The 18072-nt window shown below is 53.1% G+C and carries 15 protein-coding genes; 9 read left to right on the top strand and 6 right to left on the bottom strand.

The features are described 5' to 3' along the window. Positions 1 to 69: 69 nt before the first annotated feature. The 7 genes from MED297_RS00795 to MED297_RS00765 all read left to right on the top strand — a co-directional run bounded on the left by MED297_RS00795 (position 70) and on the right by MED297_RS00765 (position 7589). Positions 70 to 1161: a MipA/OmpV family protein gene (locus MED297_RS00795; RefSeq protein ID WP_008041456.1), complete on the top strand. Its 1092-nt coding sequence runs from the start codon at positions 70 to 72 to the stop codon at positions 1159 to 1161. A 10-nt stretch (positions 1162 to 1171) separates the two neighbouring features. After that, entirely contained in the window at positions 1172 to 1606 is a 435-nt protein-coding gene (locus MED297_RS00790) for a DUF3019 domain-containing protein (RefSeq protein ID WP_008041455.1), read from the top strand. Next, positions 1603 to 2325, top strand: a complete 723-nt coding sequence (locus tag MED297_RS00785) for a response regulator (RefSeq protein ID WP_237613396.1) — start codon at positions 1603 to 1605, stop codon at positions 2323 to 2325. Before MED297_RS00790 ends, MED297_RS00785 begins: the two co-directional genes overlap by 4 nt. Before the next feature lie 3 nt (positions 2326 to 2328). Continuing rightward, positions 2329 to 3615: a HAMP domain-containing sensor histidine kinase gene (locus MED297_RS00780; protein WP_008041452.1), complete on the top strand. Its 1287-nt coding sequence runs from the start codon at positions 2329 to 2331 to the stop codon at positions 3613 to 3615. Positions 3616 to 3699: 84 nt separating this feature from the next. Beyond that, positions 3700 to 5382, top strand: coding sequence for an AMP-binding protein (locus MED297_RS00775; RefSeq protein ID WP_154650802.1), 1683 nt, complete (start codon positions 3700 to 3702; stop codon positions 5380 to 5382). A gap of 192 nt (positions 5383 to 5574) precedes the next feature. Next, a complete protein-coding gene (locus tag MED297_RS00770; RefSeq protein ID WP_161599253.1) occupies positions 5575 to 6837 on the top strand; it encodes an ABC transporter substrate-binding protein in 1263 nt (420 codons plus the stop codon). A gap of 101 nt (positions 6838 to 6938) precedes the next feature. Next, the gene (locus tag MED297_RS00765) at positions 6939 to 7589 is read left to right on the top strand and encodes an LON peptidase substrate-binding domain-containing protein (protein ID WP_040556493.1); all 651 of its coding nucleotides are present in this window, start codon (positions 6939 to 6941) and stop codon (positions 7587 to 7589) included. 26 nt (positions 7590 to 7615) lie between these two features. Here MED297_RS00765 and MED297_RS00760 read toward each other — a convergent pair whose 3' ends face one another. After that, positions 7616 to 9298, bottom strand: a complete 1683-nt coding sequence (locus MED297_RS00760) for a methyl-accepting chemotaxis protein (protein WP_008041446.1) — start codon at positions 9296 to 9298, stop codon at positions 7616 to 7618. A gap of 228 nt (positions 9299 to 9526) precedes the next feature. On the opposite strand from MED297_RS00760, the gene MED297_RS00755 reads away from it, so the two are divergent. Next, entirely contained in the window at positions 9527 to 10753 is a 1227-nt protein-coding gene (locus MED297_RS00755) for a TsoY family (seleno)protein (RefSeq protein ID WP_008041444.1), read from the top strand. Positions 10754 to 10778: 25 nt separating this feature from the next. Here MED297_RS00755 and MED297_RS00750 read toward each other — a convergent pair whose 3' ends face one another. The 5 genes from MED297_RS00750 to MED297_RS00730 all read right to left on the bottom strand — a co-directional run bounded on the left by MED297_RS00750 (position 10779) and on the right by MED297_RS00730 (position 17143). After that, complete coding sequence (locus tag MED297_RS00750) at positions 10779 to 11183, bottom strand: phosphate-starvation-inducible protein PsiE (protein ID WP_008041443.1); 405 nt, start codon at positions 11181 to 11183, stop codon at positions 10779 to 10781. A 114-nt stretch (positions 11184 to 11297) separates the two neighbouring features. After that, positions 11298 to 12677, bottom strand: coding sequence for a serine hydrolase domain-containing protein (locus MED297_RS00745; protein WP_008041442.1), 1380 nt, complete (start codon positions 12675 to 12677; stop codon positions 11298 to 11300). A gap of 66 nt (positions 12678 to 12743) precedes the next feature. Beyond that, positions 12744 to 14408, bottom strand: coding sequence for a GGDEF domain-containing protein (locus MED297_RS20935; RefSeq protein WP_050762837.1), 1665 nt, complete (start codon positions 14406 to 14408; stop codon positions 12744 to 12746). Between the two features lie 179 nt (positions 14409 to 14587). Beyond that, a complete protein-coding gene (gene fbaA, locus MED297_RS00735) occupies positions 14588 to 15664 on the bottom strand; it encodes a class II fructose-bisphosphate aldolase (protein ID WP_008041440.1) in 1077 nt (358 codons plus the stop codon). 318 nt (positions 15665 to 15982) lie between these two features. Beyond that, on the bottom strand, positions 15983 to 17143 hold the full coding sequence (locus MED297_RS00730) for a phosphoglycerate kinase (protein WP_008041437.1): 1161 nt from the start codon (positions 17141 to 17143) through the stop codon (positions 15983 to 15985). 293 nt (positions 17144 to 17436) lie between these two features. On the opposite strand from MED297_RS00730, the gene udk reads away from it, so the two are divergent. Continuing rightward, positions 17437 to 18069 carry a uridine kinase gene (gene udk / locus MED297_RS00725; protein ID WP_008041436.1) on the top strand — a complete coding sequence of 211 codons (633 nt, stop codon included), beginning with the start codon at positions 17437 to 17439 and terminating at the stop codon, positions 18067 to 18069. Positions 18070 to 18072 lie beyond the last annotated feature (3 nt).

The raw sequence follows: 18072 nt of genomic DNA, 5'->3' as shown, positions 1-18072 counted from the left end.
CGAAACTGTTACGACTTGAATTACCGCATTTCGATAGGCTGAGACTCTCTGCTGAAAAGGACACCTAACATGACACTTCATAACCAGGCGCTGAGATTAACCCCCATCCTATTATTCACCTTGGGTACCGCTCTGGCGGCCGATGAACCAAGTACCGATGACAGCGCGCGCATTGAGCATCAGGACGATGGCACCGCGACGGTGGAAATCGTTAAGAACAGTGAAGGCGGTCAAACCATCATTGAACTGACCATCGACGAAGGCGACCCAGATGACGAAAGCGACGATGATGTCGATTTTAAAATTTACCGCGATGGCAAAGAACTGAGCGAAGCTGAAACCGACGCAGAGCTCGAAGAGTGGGAACAGGAAGTCATGGAAAAGCTGGACAACGCTTTTCGTGGCAAGCCACGTAAAGGCATTTTCGCTTTAGCTCAGGACCGCGACGGTGGCTTTCTGGAGCTCGGTGTTGGCCTGGAATACAGCGACGGCGAAACCATGATGCGTGAAGGGTTTGAAGGCCTGGAAGTCGACACTCAGCTCAATGCCAGCCTGCAGGTTTCCGGACTGTTCTACGAGTATTACTCCGACAGCGGCCGCAATGGCGTCTTTGGTCTTAATTTTCTGAACACCGACTATGTCGGCATGGACGTCATCATTGGTAAAGAGCACGACAGTTTTGCCAAGGACAAAGACGATGAACTGTTGTTACCGATTCGTATTCGTGAAGCTGACTGGAGCGTGGGTTTCCGTTCAGCGATTTATCTGGGCCCCCTGGTGATTCAGGGACAGATTCGCGAAGAAATTTCCGGCCGGCATGAAGGCTTTACGGCATCATTGCAGACCGGTGCGCGATTACAGATTAAAAACCTGAACCTGCATGGCATTGTCGGCGCATCTTATCAGTCCGAAGAAGTCATGGACTATTACTACGGTGTCACTGCCGCTGAAGCAAACAGTGACTTTGCTGAGTACAACCCCGGAGACGATCTGACTTACAACGCAGAAGTCGGTGCCTCGTACCCGATCAGCGAAGACTGGATCATTCGCGGCCAGATGAACTATACCCAGTACTCGCAAGCCATCATCGACAGTCCATTCTGGGAAGGCGACAACCGCGAGCATCTGAGCAGTCGACTGATGTTGATGTTGGTGCTGTAAGGAACAAGCCATGTGGGTTTACGATATCGGAAGTCGCCAACAACTGATCCGGATGATCGCCGCCTTACTTTTAGCCGTCGTGGCGACATTGAGTGAGGACGCCCTGGCCCAACCGCAGGGCGAACTGACGCTGACTCCGGAACGTTGCGTCGCCATGAACGAAGGACAGACCTGTTACCAGACCGTCATTGTTCGCTGGCAAACTAATGAGATCGCGGACTATTGTCTGTATCTGCAAGACGAACCGGAGCCACTGGTTTGTTGGGAAAGCGTGCGTCAGGGACGGTCCCGGGTTGAGTTTGCCTCAGACATCTCATTGAGCTATCGCCTGGTTCTGACGCCCCAAACAAGCAACAAACGACAGGAGATCGCCCAGGCCACGCTGACGGTCTCCTGGGTTTACGGCGACAGTAAAAAACGACGCAACAGCTGGAGGCTGTTTTGAGCCAACTCTCACCCTTGAGCACACCGCACATCCTATTGGTTGAAGACGATGCCTCCTTAGCGACCTGGATCGCCGATTACCTGACCAATCAGGGCTACGACATCACGCTTGCGACCAATGGTATCGATGCGGTGACCCTCATCCGAGACGATCAGCCCGACCTGGTCCTGCTCGATGTCAACCTGCCCGGTAAAGATGGTTTTGATGTGTGTCGTGAAGTTCGGGTCTTTTATCATCGGCCGATACTGATTATGACAGCGCGATTAGAAGAAACCGACGAAGTACTGGGTCTGGAAATGGGCGCTGACGATTACATCACCAAACCGGTTCGCCCGCGCGCGTTATTGGCCCGCATCAAAGGGTTGCTGAAACGCGAACTCCACAATCCGGTCCCTGACGTAGCGTCGGATCAAAAACTTCGGCTTGGCGCATTGGTGATCGATGCCACCGCTCGCACCACCACCTTGCACGACGAGCCGGTCCGCATTTCTTCTAATGAGTTCGATGTCCTTTGGTATCTGGCCAGTCACGCCGGCACCATTGTCACCCGCGAACAACTGCTGAAAGATGTCCGCGGCCTGGAATATGACGGTTTTGATCGCTCCATGGATGTTCTGGTTTCACGAATCCGCAAAAAACTGGGCAGCGCCGAACACCCGGATCGCATTAAAACTGTTTGGGGCAAAGGCTATCTGCTGGTTACGGATGCCTGGTCCTGAGCCATGAAAAAACTGAGTCTGTCACTTCTTATTGTCTTGCTGCTGGCCATTGTCGCCCTCGGTTGGGCATTTGATCGGATCTTCACGACGTTTCTGGCCGAAGAACAGAACAGTCCGGTGGCCCACTATGAAATGCTCGGTCGACAACTCGCCGCCGGTCTCAACGACAGTGCCGACCCCGAACAGTTTCTGCTTGCCTGGCAAAACGATCAGGGGACTCAACTGTCATTATTAACGGCCGATGAACTGCCTTTGCCCGACAGCCTCTGGCAACCGCTGCAACAAGGTCAGCCACTGATTCTGGAAACCACCGGCGGTCTGATCCTGCACTATTGGTTACCGGCCCATCAACGCATTCTGGCCATGACGCCACCCGCCCTGCAAACAAATCCAAGGCAAACCATGATTTCGGCCTTGCTCAGCGTGGCTTTTTATTCAGGGATTGCATTACTGCTGTTACTCTGGCTGCTGCCGCTGGTTTTCAGTCTGCGACGTCTCCGGCAAAGTGCCCTGGATTGGGGACGTGGCGATTTCAGCGCACGCCTGCCGTCCCGTCGCTTGTCATACATCACCGACATTGAACGCACCTTTAATCGCATGGCCGATCAGATCGAATCACTGCTGCAGGATAACCGACTGATCAGCAGTGCGGTCTCGCATGACTTACGAACGCCGCTGGCGCGATTGCGTTTTGGCATCGACATGCTGAGCGAATCGACCGATCCGGACGAGCGCCGCCGTTACGAAGACCACCTCAGTAACGACATCGATGAAATGCAGGCGTTGGTGGAAGCCTTATTGCACTATGCCCGGCTGGAACAACACCTGGTACAGCTGGACCGCGAGCCGGTTAACCTGCTCGACATTCTGCAATCCTACGTTGACCATCACCCGAATGGCATGGTGACTCTGGCCACATCTACAGAGCATCTGTGGACGTCCGGGCAAACCACCTACCTGCGCATGCTGTTACACAATGTCCTCAACAATGCGCTGAACTATGGTGCTGGCCAGGTCTGTATTGAAGCGGAGCGAGTGCGTGACCATCACATCATTCACATTCACGACGACGGCCCCGGTCTCGATCCGGCGCAACTGTCGACGCTGGTAAGGCCGTTTGTTCGGGGCGAATCCGATTCCGGACATCAGGGGTTTGGCATGGGCTTGGCCATCGCGGACCGTATTGCGCATTGGCACAACGGGCAGTTACAGGTGCAACGATCTAACCGGTTAAAAGGCGCTGAGTTTCTCATTACCTTACCAGCCGCCAAACCGATTGAATCCAACTGAGCAAACCGTTTTTCTGTGCTGGATCAATCTGAATCGGACGTTTCCCCGTAAGGTGGAACCCTGTTCTGAAAAAATGAGACGATCGTGACCTCATCCCGCGCTGACGCTTTTATGTCACCTTACCAATCTCTGCAGCAACTCAGTCTGCAACTGAACCAGCGTCCTTTTCTGACCCAGCCATTGAGCGACGGTCACATCCGGGTGTACAGCTATCGGGAGGCTTTCGATACCGTCAGTCGATTGGCCGGCGGACTTCGACAACGTGGCCTGGAACCCGGCCAACGCATTGGCATCCTGAGTAAAAACTGTGCGGAGTGGTTCATTCTCGACTGGGCCGCTCAGATGGCCGGGCTCATCACTGTGCCACTGTATCCAACACAAACGGCCGAACACCTCAACGAGGCGCTGAAGGCCGTGCCGGTGCATTGGTTATTCATCGGAAAGCTGGACGATCCTACACTGGCCGATGCACTGGAGGTCAGTCACCTGACGACGGCCAATCTGCCCTACGAGACGATCGGAACGGATCTGGACTGGGCAACGTTGACCGCCAGCGAACCGCTGCCTGAGACCGAATGGGTTGTTCCGACGACATCCGACATCATGACCATTCATTTCACATCAGGGACCTCGGGTAAGGCACAGGGCGTCAAGCTCAGCTATGGCGCGTATCACTACGCTTGTCAGAACACGCGCTCAGCCATGCAAGTAACGCCAGAGGATCGATTCCTGTCCTACCTGCCTGCTGCTCACATTGCCGAACGCATGATGATTCAGGGCAATGCGGTCTACAGTGGTGCGCAGCTGTTTTTTGCTAACGATCTGTCCACCTTTGCAGCCGATCTGAAGCGCGCCCAACCGACGGCGTTCATGTCTGTTCCCCGACTGTGGAAAAACTTCCAGACCGCCATCCACGCGAAGCTGCCGCCAAGCCTGGTCAATGCCCTGCTTGCCATACCGGGCGTCAATCGTCTGTTTGGCCGTCTGGTGCGTCGCCTGCTGGGTCTGTCACACGCTCGTCTGACCGGCAGTGGTGCCGCGGCCATGCCGATTGATCTGCTGACCTGGTATGAAAAGCTCGGCATCCCCATTTCAGAAGCCTGGGGGATGACGGAGACCTGCGGGCTGGCCACCATGAACTACCCGTTTCAATCGAGATCCAAAGGCACAGTTGGACGTCCGGTACCGCAAACCGAGATACGTGTCAGCCATGAAGGCGAGCTGCTGATTCGCTCACCCGGCCTGTTTTCCGGTTATTTTAACGACGACGAAGCCACGACCGCCGCATTTACCGAAGAAGGTTATTTCCATACCGGCGATCTCGGGCAATGGCAGGACAACCAAACCGGTTGGGCGCTGACCGGCCGGTTGCGGGACCCGTTTAAAACCAGCAAAGGTAAATTTGTAAACCCGGGTCCCATCGAAACGCGGCTGCAACAGGAGCCGTTAATCGACCTGGCCTGCGTGTTTGGCGAAAACCAAGGGCAGCCCGTCGCCGCGGTGCAACTCAACCAACCACCCGGCCGCATCAACGGGCTTACCGAGATACTGGAAAACACGCTGGTCAGCATCAACGGCAGACTCGACTCACATGAAAAATTGTCCGCGTTGCTGGTGTCAGACAAGGCATGGACGGTCGAGTCCGGCTGGCTGACCCCCACACAAAAAGTCCGGCGAAGACCCATCAGCGAACATTATCAAAACATTCACACTCACCCGGAAAATCATTCCGTTATTCTGATCAAAGCACCACCATCGCCGCGGTGATCCGCGGCATTCCAGACAAACCTCAACTCGGCATGACAAACCGCTTCCGACCAATCGACGACACATCGGTTTGACCAGAAGGCGACAATCAGGGCAAACTATCGCGCCTACCTATTAGAGCCTGTTATCAGGGCCAGACCATAAGCACATCTCGATACGTGCGCATAACGTTCAATGCAAGTGAGACCATTCATGAGACGAGTCATTATTCTGGTATGCAGCGTGATGCTGACAGCCCCTGCCTGTCTGTTTGCCGAACCGCTGACGGTTGTACAGACCTGGCAGTCACCTAACGAAATCAAAGCTTTTAATGTATTGGAAACCCGCTTCAGTGAGTCGAATCTGACCATTACGACACTGCAGCCTTCGGCCGCGTCCCTCGACGGATCCGAAGCCATCAAAGGATTAGCGAATGGCTTAGCAGAAACCCCAACGCTGATCTCCCTGAGCAATGAGGAACTGCGCCAGTGGTATGACCTGCGCCAGTTACACAGCCTGACGCAGATCGCCCAGGAACAGAACTGGGCGGAACGCATTCCTCCGGAAATTCTGGAGACGGTTACGCATCGCGGACAGATTATTGCCGCGCCCATCAGTGTGCACACCAGCAACTGGGTCTGGGCCAATAAACAACTGGTCGACGCCACGGGTATTGATTATCAGGCCAGTTGGAACGACCTGCTGACCATGCTGCAAGCCATCGCCGACAGTGACCTGACACCAATAGCTCATGACGGCAGCTCTGATCAGGACCTGCTGATCTTTGAAACGATCTACCTTGCCGACTTTGGAGCGCCCAAATACACCGAATTGTTTGACCAGCTGAACCAGACCGCTCTGCGCAACGCTGAAGATGACTTCAACGCGGTGCTCACCAAGATGGCGCAACTGAAACCCTTCATTCAGCGCCTGGACGAAAACGCCGGCTGGCACGAAGCCATTGCAATGTTAACGGCCAACACCGCTGGTCTGGTCATTCAAGGCGATTGGGCGCATGGCGAGCTGGCCAGGCAGGGGCGCATAGCCAATCAGCATTATTACTGCACGGCCTTCCCCGGAGAGCACGATGCCCTGTCCCTACGCGTCGATGCCATTGCAGCACTGAACGCCCGCTCTCAGCCAATGACACCTGAGCAGCGTCGTGCCCTGAACGTGGTCATGGATACCGATGCGCAGTACTTTTTCAACAACTACAAGGGCGGCCTACCCGCGATCAGCGGAACCGGCCTGGAAAGCATCAGTGAATGCCTCCAGTTTGCCGTTCAGCGCAAACAGCAGGCCTTGTCGGCCGGCAATCTGGTCCCATCGCTCTCACAGGGCATGGCGGTTCGGGATGTGATTCGGCGTGAAATCGCCGCGGTGATCCATACGTTCATGACCAGCGATCAGGCACCGATAGACGCGGCGGATGAGCTGCAGAAACGCATGAAATATGCCGCTTACCTGATTAACTGATCAACCGCGTCATACCGTTTATTCAGGTTGATCTTGGCTGAGGTGATCTATACTCGTCACCAGTTCGAATCCATTGACAGTCACTGGCGATGGGAGCCGATATGACCGAAATAGCTGTATTTCCGATTCCACAATGCGTCGCCTTTCCGGGGACGCATTTTCCCCTGCATGTGTTCGAGCCCCGCTACCGGACCATGGTGGAGCATTGCATCGAGACTGGCCTGCCGCTGGCCATCTGCCACGTTGAAAAGCAGGTGCGCGAAGCGCCGAAAGATCAAACACTCAGTGAAGCGCTGAACTCCAATCAGGCCACCTATCGACCGGTACAATTGGTGACTGCAGGCGAGTGTCGATTGCACGAAACCCTTCAGGATGGACGCATGATGATCAGCGTGGCGCTGGATCAACGCTATCGATTGGATCGGGAAGTCCAGGCATTGCCCTTCATGATCTTTGACGCCACCCCAGTGGACGATGATCCGATGTCGCCGGAAGAAGCTCATGAAGCTCAGTTACTCAAAGACAAGCTGATGCATCGGTTGCTGGCCTTAACGGCAGACAGCGTCGAAATTCAGGCCACACTCAACAGCGATACGTGGATTCAGAAACCCGTCGATGCCTTCAGTTTTGAACTGTTCAGCCTACTGCAGACAGACCCGGACATTATGCAGAACCTGTTAGAGATGCGATCACCATTGGCGCGTATGAAAACAGCGCTGGACCTGCTCAGTGAGGTACCAGCGCAGTTATAGGACCAGTTAACAGGCCCTGAGAAGAATCAAGTGCGGAAGTGGCTCGCCACTTCGGCAATTTCTTCGGCGAGCTCCTGCACACGGTGGAACTGAGCCGTGGTTTCTTCGGTCTGATCTTTGATGGCTTCCGAACTGGTGGAGACATCGTTAACCGACCGCGCGATGTCCTGCGCTACCGACGATTGTTCAGTCGCGGCTGTGGCAATCTGAACATTGCGCTCAGCCAGGTTCTCAATGTTCTCTGTGGTCGACGCCACCAGCTCCTGAATTTGCGCCATCGCTTCGGCAACGGCCTCACGGCTGGCGGTACTGCGCGCCATATCATCAGAGGTCTTAGCAGAGGCCTGTTCCAGCTTGGCCAGAATGTCTGAAATCTCCACCGTACTGTCCTGAGACTTCTGAGCCAGAGAACGAACCTCATCGGCTACAACGGCAAACCCTCGTCCCTGCTCACCGGCTCGAGCCGCTTCGATAGCCGCGTTCAATGCCAACAAGTTAGTCTGTTCAGAAATCCCCTGAATAACGCTGAGGACACGATGAATGTCCTGCACGTTTTCACCGAGCGCCTGCGTCGATGTCTGCACGAACTCCATCGCTTCGTTCAGGTTACCCAACTGGTTCAGTGAGTTCTTAACCTGGCCCAGAATATTCTGCATATCCTGATTGGCGTTTTGTGCAAACTCGCGAGTGGTTTCGGAGTTATCGGCGATCTCACTCGCCGTCGAGCTCATTTCGTCGATCGCGGTGGCCACCTGCAAGGTGTTGTCTTTCTGAGTTTCGGTTTGCAACGCCAGTTCTGACTGTTGCTGCATCGACTGCGAAGACATATCCAGCAACTGCTGACTGTTTTCCTTCAACAACTGAATGTCATTGCGTAATACGCCGATAAACCGGTTAAAGTTCGTGGCCATCTGATCGTAAATGTCGATGACGGATCCCGGTACGGTTCGGGTCAGGTCGCCATTGCCATCCGCCAGTTCGGCGACCGAGCGGCTGAACTGTCCGGTGAGTTTCTGCGATGAGCGGATCGCAGCCACACCGGCCACCAGCACCAACAAAGCAATCACCACAAAACTGACCAGGAAACTGCTGCTGGCCTGGCGCTCAACCTGACGCGCCTCTTCTGCAAGGTCGGCGACCATGGCATCAATGGAGTCTAGGTAGATTCCGGTACCGATAAACATGTTCCATTGCGGAATACCAATCACATACGAGTATTTTGGACTGGCTTCCGTTTCACCCGGTCTGGGAAAATAGTAGGTGTAGAAATCACCACCTGTACGAGCGATTCGTGTCATGTCCTGAATCAGGTACTGACCATTCTCATCCTGAAGATTAATAAAGTTATCACCTAGGCCCGCTTGGCCCGGCCCCAGCAGAAGCCGGGTTCCATCGTACTCATAACCAAATAAGTAACCGTCACCCTCATCAAACTCATAGGTTGTCAGCACTTCAATGCCGGCTTCTTTACCCTGTGCACCGGGCTGGGACAGATAGGGTTGAATCAGAGAGACGGCCGACTCGACAACGGTGCGGATACGCTTCTTCTCCACCTCAAGAATGCGCTCCTCGGCCATAACCGTAAAATCGCTGGCCATATGATCAAGCGAACGAACCTGCATGATTCCAGCGGATACGGCCATGATCAGAAATGGTACGAACACCATCATCATCATGATGCCATTAAAGGATCGAAAAGGGTTTTTCATGTATGTGCTCCAAAAAAGGCGACAAAAACGCAACGACTACTCTGACCGTTGTATCGGCCTGTATTGTTGAGTCTAGAGGGGTTTTTCAAAGTTGGTTAATCAACGTCTCGTTCGACATCTGTTTGAAATTGATTTAAGTCAAAAATAATATTAGAAAATTCTAATTAATGAGCACAAAAGACTTCCATTCCTTTATATTAGAAAACACTAATTAAAAGGAGGAATGGTATGTTTTTCAGGCTCAAACAACCCACGGCAGAGGGCTACTCCCCTCTGTTTTTTTTGTCCGCACTGGGCAGTGGCGGACTGTCGATCAGCTTTTTCATGTACCTGATGTTCTGGATGCCACACCAAGGCAGTCCGATCCCTGCATTCAGTCACATGGCCGACGTCTTTCAGGGCTCAAGTCTCTGGCTGCAGATCACGGCCGTTATCGCCATGGTTGGCATTATCGGCTTTGCCATTAATTATTTCCGAATGTTGCTCTGGAACTTGTCGTCCTATCAAGCCTTTCGACAGACCGACGCGTTTCAGAGCCTGAAAAACTCCAATGCCGAAACCCAGCTGATGGCGATTCCGCTGACGTTGAGCATGGGTGTCAACGTGCTGTTCATCCTTGCGGCGGTGTTTGTTCCCGGGCTCTGGGGTATTAAAGAATGGCTGTTCCCGTTTGCTTTACTCGCCTTCGGTGCGATAGGGGTGCAGGCGTTTCGCATTTATCTCGACTTCTTTTCCCGGGCGATGACCGAAGGTGGGTTCGATTGCAGCAAGAACAACAACCTGTCGCAGATCCTGCCGGCGTTTGCCTTTGCCATGATCGGCGTTGGGTTTGCCGCGTCCGCCGCCATGAGTGACCTGCCGGTCACGGTCATCATTGGCATGATCGGCGCGATCTTCTTTACGGTGACTGCACTGGTGCTGGCGTTAATTAAGCTGGTACTGGGGTTCCGCGCTATGTTTGAGCACGGCGCTGCGGTTGAAGGCTTACCCACCCTGTTGGTGATGATTCCGGTTCTGACCATCGTTGGCATTACCCTCATGCGGTTAAGCCATGGCGCTCACGTGTTGGTGGATGTGCACACCGGATCGCCGTTTTTCTGGCTGACGGCATTCATTGCAATGCAGGGCATGTTTGCAATTCTGGGCCTGTCGGTGAAAAAGCGAACCAACTACTTTGGTCGGTTCGTGCATGGGTCAAACCGATCACCCTCTTCTTTTGCTTTAATCTGTCCGGGTGTGGCCGGCTTTGTCCTGCTCAACTTCTGGATCAACAAAGGTCTGGTTCCGGTGTTACCGGCTGAAGTGCTGAGTAAGTTCGACTTAGCCTACTTTGTTCTATACCTGCCGCTGATTTATCTACAGTACAAAACCATCCGACTCTACAGCCTGCTCAATCGCAAAGTGTTGGGTGTTCACCCAGACAATGGTTCATTCGACGCCCGAACCGCGAGCTGAGTTTCTGCCACATCGCTGGAGGAGGTTATTCCTCCAGCTGATCCTGCTTCGGGTAGGGGTACTTCAAATGCCCGAAACGAATAACAAACACGGTGACGGCCAGTAACAAGCCCGTCACCGCAATCCCGACGATCCGCCAGGTATCGAGGCTTTTCATATCCAGAATCAGGTAACGCGCCAATGCGATGATGGCAATGTACAGTGGCATCCGCACCGGCAGCTTTCCTGTATCCAGATAGAGCGCCACCATGGCGAACACTTCCAGATAGATAAACAGCAACAACAGATCCGCCAGCGTCACCGCACGGTTATTGACCATCACCATGATTTCCTGAAACACCGCAACCACCGTCGCGGCGGCAATGACCAGCAAGGCAGTCATTTCAATGGTTTTCAGCGCTTGGGTTCTTACTTGTTTGAGCGGCATCATTCCCCCTTCACACTTTCGGATGCTTCAAGAGCCAGTTAACCGGGTCACGTACATGGCTGCAAGCTCACGAGCCGATTTATTATTCGCAATGCTGAGTTGGCACCGCGATGAGGCTTATTCCGCTTCCTGAAACCAGGCGCGGATCTCCGCAAAGTTTTGATCATCGATGTAATCTTTCGGTGACCAACCCAGCCGGACAATCACCAGCTCATCGTCCGGTAACACCAGTACCCGTTGCTCTCGATTTCCCTGCGCTGCAAAGGCGCTGTCCGGTAGTGATGGCCACAAGGGGGAGTCATCGCCGCGATTGAGCCACCACTGGTAACCGTAATCGGATTTATTATCGGACCCGTTCGGCATAACCGCGCGCTGGTAAAAATCCTCGGTAAAGAAGCGCGTTCCGTTGAGCTCCCCGCGGTTCAGCATCAATTGACCAATCTTGGCCCAGTCCCTTGCTGATGCGTAGAGGTAGGAACTGCCGATAAACAGACCCGATGCATCCATCTCATAGGCAACAGACGTCATACCCAATGGGCGAAAGAAGTCATTGACGATGGCGTTCACATCGCTTTGCACACCCCCGGTGATGCGCTGTTGAACCAAGTCTGCGATCAGGTTGGCCGTACCCGATGAATAATTAAAATGCGTGCCCGGCGCAAAGCGAAGCGGACGTCCAGCCGTGTAAGCGCCCGCATCCGGTTCCTGAAACAGCATCCGTGTCGAGGGCTCACCCGGATCGTATTCTTCATCAAAATCCAGCCCGTCGGTCATGTGTAACAAGTCTTCCAGACGAATGTCGGCACGATCATCATCGGCCCAATGCGAATAAAGGGTGGTTTCGTTCACCGACAGACGGTCGCGCATTTCCAGCATCCCTACCAGCAACGCATTGACGCTCTTGGTCATCGACCATCCGAGCAAAGGCGTCTGTGCATCAATGCCATCAACGTAGGATTCAGCGACGATCTGGCCCTTGTGTGCAACCAACAAAGCACGGGTATCATGACCATCGGCGTTGTCGGCCGCCAGCATTGCGTCGAGTCGCTGTTGTATCAGCGGGCGGATGGTCAGCACAGAATCGCCCCTGGGCCAGGCGGCATTGGCGGCGTGCATTGTTGGCCAGTTAACCGAAGCTCGAACGTCTATACCGGCATAGTCCAGCGCGCAACCAATCCCTTCCTGATAAGACGCTGTCCGCGTTTTAATGCCGAGCAGGGAAGCACTCACGGACTTCTCAGTCTCATTAAACTCATAATCCAGCATGGCCAGAATGGGCGAATAAACCTCAATATCCGCCGCGGTTTTTTCCAACGTAAAACCACTGACAAAGTAGCCTGAGCAGGCGAGCTTGGCACCAATGCCAGTGGCGACCGCCGGTGCGTTATAGAGATATTTTGGGGAATAGCCGACCAGAAAATACACCGCGGCCAATAACAGTGACAGGATCAGCACCAGACCGGCTGCCCACTTCAGCAGTAACGTCTTAATACGCATGGGACTCTCTTACTGTTTTTTTGTTTGCGAACAAACTACACAGTCCACCGGGGCTTTGCAATCGCCTCAGGTGTTAGCAACTGACGGTTCATCAGGACGATGAATGCACGTTCGATCTTTACCATTGAGCTTGGCGTCGTACATGGCCTGGTCAGCTTCGGCAATCAGAGTATCGGCGGTATGATTGGCCTGAACTTCACAGACGCCCGCACTGAAGGTAATCGGGCGATCATCAATGGTCTGCGATTCGCGGATTTGTTTACGGACTTTTTCAAGATAACGAAAGGCTTCTTCAGCGTGAATCCCCTTGGCCAGAATCAAAAACTCTTCACCGCCCCATCGTGCGATGGTATCGGTTCGGCGGGACACCGACTGCAAGACGTAGGCTACGCTTTTCAGTACGGCATCACCAATGTTATGACCGAGTTGATCGTTAATCAGCTTGAAGTCATCCAGGTCCAGGAGCATCAACGTCGACGGCAGTTCGTAGCGTTGATACTCAGAAACGGCATCTTCAATCATAGGCAACATTGCCCGGCGATTATACAGCCCTGTGAGCGGGTCTTGTCGCGACAGTGTTTTCAGTTCGCCATTAGAAATGGACAGCGCTTTTTTGGTGTCCTTCAACATTCGGTTGGTTTGGTGTAAGCGATCCACGAGTCGCTTCAACCGCGAATTCCAATAGAGACTGAGAACGGACACGAGAATAAAGACCAACAGCACCCAGAGCAGAACACGATCATTTCGCTGATACCAACGTTCCGGCTCATTCAGCAGGATGACCGGAGTCGACAGTGAGGTATCCAACCGAAACCGCCGGGCGGCCGTTGCATCAATGTAACTCTGACTGGTCGGATAAAAACCGGCAAACTCACCAAAGCGCAGATAGTCCATCACCGCTTCAACCATACTCTGACCGGTCCTCGCCGGATCAGACAGATGTCCGCCAATCATCCCGGTCCCAAGATAAGTTGCATAGCTGCCATAGACAGGGACATTGGTCGCTTCAGTGAGTTCCTTCAGGGCGTCCCGTGGCACAAACGCTTGCCCGTCGGAATCTTGAAACATCGCGCCATAAAAGATGGCCGTTTGCTTGTCCAGATCCGTCAGGCGCGTCAACAACTCTGGCCAACGAAAATCGGATGGCACTTCCAGTGCAATATCGGGAAAACGCTGAAGATAAGACTCAATTACCGGTCGAACCCGACGGGCAGGCGGTGCACCTGACTCGATAACCACCAGTCGCTGCAGATCGGGGTTCTGCTCACGAATGATTTCCAATGTTCGCTCAATAAAATGCGTCTGATCATTACTGAACAGCAGTCGGTTCTGCTGCCGGACAACAGACCGATTGCTTAGGGCGTGATGAATCTGAATCAACGAGTCGAAAACCGGCATCTGTTCAAGAAAGGCTGACGACGGCGCGGAATCGGCAATGACCGCATCGAGATGGATCGATGAGTACTTTTCGCGTAAATACTGGCGGAACGTCTCCGACTGCTGTTGATCGCTGCGGGTTACATCGAGGTTTTCAAAAAACAGCGTGACATCGGCGTCTTCAATGGACATTTGTGCGGTCTGCACACCGTCATTAAAGCTCAACGTCCATGGCAGACGCTGATAGTAAGCGTTAATGACCAGAATATTTACAGTGTTCTCGGCTGGCTTTGCCTGTACGGGCAAGCTCAGCAAGCATCCAAGCACAAAGAACAGGTGGACGGTCGGTCTCATTGTACAGGTGTCATCCATTGTCAGCTGTGGATGCAGAATAGACCAAGACCGTCAATTTGATAAGTATTTTTTACATCAAAGCACAAGCTTTTTAAGCAACCATGGACCACAAAAAAGGCCCGCATCGGCAGGCCTTTCTATAAATGGTGCGTTACCACACCGACTTTAACCAACTCAGATTAAAGTACGTCGTAAGCGTTCAGTTCTTTGAATGCTTGCTCCAGACGAGTCACCATGCCCTGCTGGCCAGCACGCAGCCACACACGGGGGTCATAGTATTTCTTGTTTGGAGAATCCGGACCTTCCGGGTTACCAATTTGTCCTTGCAGGTAGTCATGGTTTTTCGCTTCGTATTCACGAATACCATTCCAGGTCGCCCACTGAGTATCGGTGTCGATGTTCATTTTAACCACACCGTAAGAAATGGACTCTTCGATTTCTGCTGCAGTTGAACCGGAACCGCCATGGAAAACAAAGGTCAGACCTTTTTCAGACAGACCAAATTTCTCAGCGCAGTAGGCCTGAGAATCACGCAGAATGGTTGGCTTCAGTTTTACGTTACCTGGCTTGTAAACGCCGTGAACGTTACCGAAAGATGCTGCAATCGTGAAACGTGGAGAAACCGCACTCAGCACTTCGTATGCGCGTGCAACTTCTTCTGGCTTGGTGTACAGGTCCGCCTGGTCAACATCGCTGTTGTCCACGCCATCTTCTTCACCACCGGTAATACCCAGTTCGATTTCGATGGTCATGCCCATCTTATCCATGCGCTTCAGGTATTCAGCACAGATTTCCAAGTTTTCTTCCAGTGGCTCTTCAGACAGATCCAGCATGTGAGAAGAGAACAGTGGCTTACCGGTTTCTTCAAAGTGCTTCTCGCCCGCATCCAGCAGTCCGTCGATCCAAGGCAGCAGCTTCTTGGCGGCATGGTCGGTGTGCAGAATCACAGGAATGCCGTAGCTTTCGGCCATAGCGTGTACGTACTTAGCACCGGCAACAGCGCCTTTGATCTGGTTTTCCTGACCTTCACCTTTCAGGCCTTTACCCGCGAAGAAACCTGCACCACCGTTTGAGAACTGAACGATGACAGGTGCCTTAACTTTCGCTGCAGCTTCCATCACGGCGTTGATGGAGTCAGAGTTCACAACGTTAACCGCTGGCAATGCGAATTTTTCGGCTTTCGCGATTTCAAAAATCTTTTGCAGGTCGTCGCCGGCAACAACGCCTGGCTTTACTACGTCTAAAATCTTAGTCATTTGGGCTTACCCTTAATAGGTTGCTTAATTTACCGGTAAGCACACGTGAGGCTTATTTGCCGAGCGCTAATCGTCGTCCTGACGGCTCGCTTCGGACGTCCTGTCCTCAGACGTCGTCAAATAAACCTCACGCGCACTTACCTGTGTCCGTGCCTACCTGATGTGCCAGTGACCCAAGGTCATCGACTGCCGGCTTTGCTTTTGAACTGCGTCGCGAACAAGGATGTTCGCGCCGAGACTACACGGATGTTTTTACGTCGACAGTTCAAAAGCAAAGCCGGCGGTTGATGGCCGGATAGAGCCACCAGATTTAAAATATTACTTCGCGCGCTCTTCCAGAATCTCGACTGCAGGCAATTTCTTACCTTCGACGAACTCTAAGAACGCACCACCACCGGTGGAAATATAGGAGAACTTGTCTTCCATATCGAATTTCTGAATCGCTGCGATACAATCACCGCCACCCACAACTGAAAACGCATCGCTTGCTGCAATCGCCTCGGCAATGGCACGAGTACCTTTGTCGAAGTTGTCGAATTCAAACACACCCGCTGGGCCATTCCAAAGGATGGTTTTCGCGTTTTTGATCACTTCGGCGTATTTCTTCTCAGTTTCAGGGCCCAGGTCGAGAATTTCTTCATCGTCGGTCACCTGATCAACGGCTTTAATGGTCGCTTCGGCCGTTGCAGAGAACTCCGGTGCGGTACGGACATCAACCGCTTCCGGGATGTCCAGCTCAGCCATCAGCTTTTGTGCCTGAGGGATCAGATCCGGTTCATGCAACGATTTACCAACATTGAAACCACGGGCAGCAACGAAGGTATTGGAGATACCACCACCAACAATCAGCTGGTCGCACACTTTAGACAGGCTTTCCAGAACGGTCAGCTTAGTGGATACCTTAGAACCACCAACAATGGCCACCATCGGACGAGCGGGCTCATCCATGGCTTTACCGAGGGCGTCGAGTTCGCCGGCTAACAAAGGACCGGCGCAGGCGATTTCGGCGTACTTGGCCACACCATGAGTCGACGCCTGAGCCCGGTGCGCAGTACCGAAGGCGTCCATGACGTAAACATCACACAGTTTGGCCATTTTCTTGGACAGCTCGTCGTCGTTTTTCTTTTCGCCTTTATTGAAGCGAACGTTTTCCAGAATCACGACGTCAGCGTCGGAATCGACGCCGTCCAGCCAATCTTTAACCAGCGGAATCTCACGACCCAGCAGTTTACCCATGTAAGCCGCAACCGGTGCCAGAGAATACTTCTCTTCGTACTCACCTTCCGTCGGACGTCCAAGGTGCGACATGATCATGACCTTCGCGCCTTTTTCCAGCGCCAGTTCAATGGTCGGCAGTGAAGCTTTGATACGCTTGTCTGACGTCACTTCGCCCGCGTCATTCAAAGGTACATTGAGGTCCTGACGAATCAGTAAGCGCTTACCGGCGAGATCCAGATCGGACATTTTGATCACAGACATGGCAGTTCCTTAAACGTTGAATTGGGATTGAATTGTTGGGCGACATTGTAGCCACTTGGCGGACGATTATCACCCAGTATGTAATTTTATTACAAAATAGTTGATGCGAATCATCGAACAAACTGTTGTCACTAACCTGCGGTCAGACCGGGGCAGATCAAGCCTTCCTGGTATTTTTGCGGATTAGTGGGCGACAAGCTTTGCATAACCTTCTAAAATTCGCCGAAATCAGCATTAAACGACCGCCACGGCTTCACGATGTCAGAGGCGGTCTCCAGATATCAGGACCCATCATGAACGACGCCCCCATCTTTATCGGTATTGCCGGCGCCTCGGCATCCGGTAAAAGCCTGCTGGCACATACCATTCATCACGAGTTGCAGTTTGAGTTGGGCGAAGGGGCGATCTCAATCATCAAGGAAGACAGCTACTACAAGGCCCGTCATGATCTGACCTTCGAGGAACGCGAACAGATCAACTACGACCACCCCAATGCGTTTGATCATGATCTGCTCATCGAACAGATGGATGCACTGGCCGGCCAACGCTCGGTTGAAGTCCCCGTCTACGATTACAAAATGCACAACCGTTCGGATCGAACCACCACCCATGTGCCCACCAAAGTGATCATTGTGGAAGGTATTTTGTTGCTAAATGACAAAAACATCCGCAAACGTCTCGACGCCAAGGTATTCATGGATACCGATCTGGACATCTGCCTGCTGCGACGCCTGAAGCGCGACATTGAAGAACGTGGCCGTACGGTCGACTCCATTATCGAGCAGTACAAGCGCACCGTACGCCCCATGTTTATGGAGTTCGTGCAACCTTCCAAGCAATGGGCAGATATCATCGTGCCACGCGGCGGCAAAAACCGCGTGGTCATCGAGATGCTCAAAGCCCGCATCAAACAGATGCTCGAATAACGC

Source organism: Reinekea blandensis MED297 (assembly GCF_000153185.1).
Taxonomy (GTDB): Bacteria; Pseudomonadota; Gammaproteobacteria; order Pseudomonadales; family Natronospirillaceae; genus Reinekea; species Reinekea blandensis.
This window is presented reverse-complemented; position numbering and strand designations above follow the sequence as displayed.

Bases quoted from the DNA above. Each gene is read 5' to 3' on its own strand.
- MED297_RS00795 (WP_008041456.1), top strand. From the start codon at position 70: ATGACACTTCATAACCAGGCGCTGAGATTAACCCCCATCCTATTATTC.
- MED297_RS00790 (WP_008041455.1), top strand. From the start codon at position 1,172: ATGTGGGTTTACGATATCGGAAGTCGCCAACAACTGATCCGGATGATC.
- MED297_RS00780 (WP_008041452.1), top strand. From the start codon at position 2,329: ATGAAAAAACTGAGTCTGTCACTTCTTATTGTCTTGCTGCTGGCCATT.
- MED297_RS00770 (WP_161599253.1), top strand. From the start codon at position 5,575: ATGAGACGAGTCATTATTCTGGTATGCAGCGTGATGCTGACAGCCCCT.
- MED297_RS00765 (WP_040556493.1), top strand. From the start codon at position 6,939: ATGACCGAAATAGCTGTATTTCCGATTCCACAATGCGTCGCCTTTCCG.
- MED297_RS00760 (WP_008041446.1), bottom strand. From the start codon at position 9,298: ATGAAAAACCCTTTTCGATCCTTTAATGGCATCATGATGATGATGGTG.
- MED297_RS00755 (WP_008041444.1), top strand. From the start codon at position 9,527: ATGTTTTTCAGGCTCAAACAACCCACGGCAGAGGGCTACTCCCCTCTG.
- MED297_RS00750 (WP_008041443.1), bottom strand. From the start codon at position 11,183: ATGATGCCGCTCAAACAAGTAAGAACCCAAGCGCTGAAAACCATTGAA.
- MED297_RS00745 (WP_008041442.1), bottom strand. From the start codon at position 12,677: ATGCGTATTAAGACGTTACTGCTGAAGTGGGCAGCCGGTCTGGTGCTG.
- MED297_RS20935 (WP_050762837.1), bottom strand. From the start codon at position 14,408: ATGAGACCGACCGTCCACCTGTTCTTTGTGCTTGGATGCTTGCTGAGC.
- fbaA (WP_008041440.1), bottom strand. From the start codon at position 15,664: ATGACTAAGATTTTAGACGTAGTAAAGCCAGGCGTTGTTGCCGGCGAC.
- MED297_RS00730 (WP_008041437.1), bottom strand. From the start codon at position 17,143: ATGTCTGTGATCAAAATGTCCGATCTGGATCTCGCCGGTAAGCGCTTA.
- udk (WP_008041436.1), top strand. From the start codon at position 17,437: ATGAACGACGCCCCCATCTTTATCGGTATTGCCGGCGCCTCGGCATCC.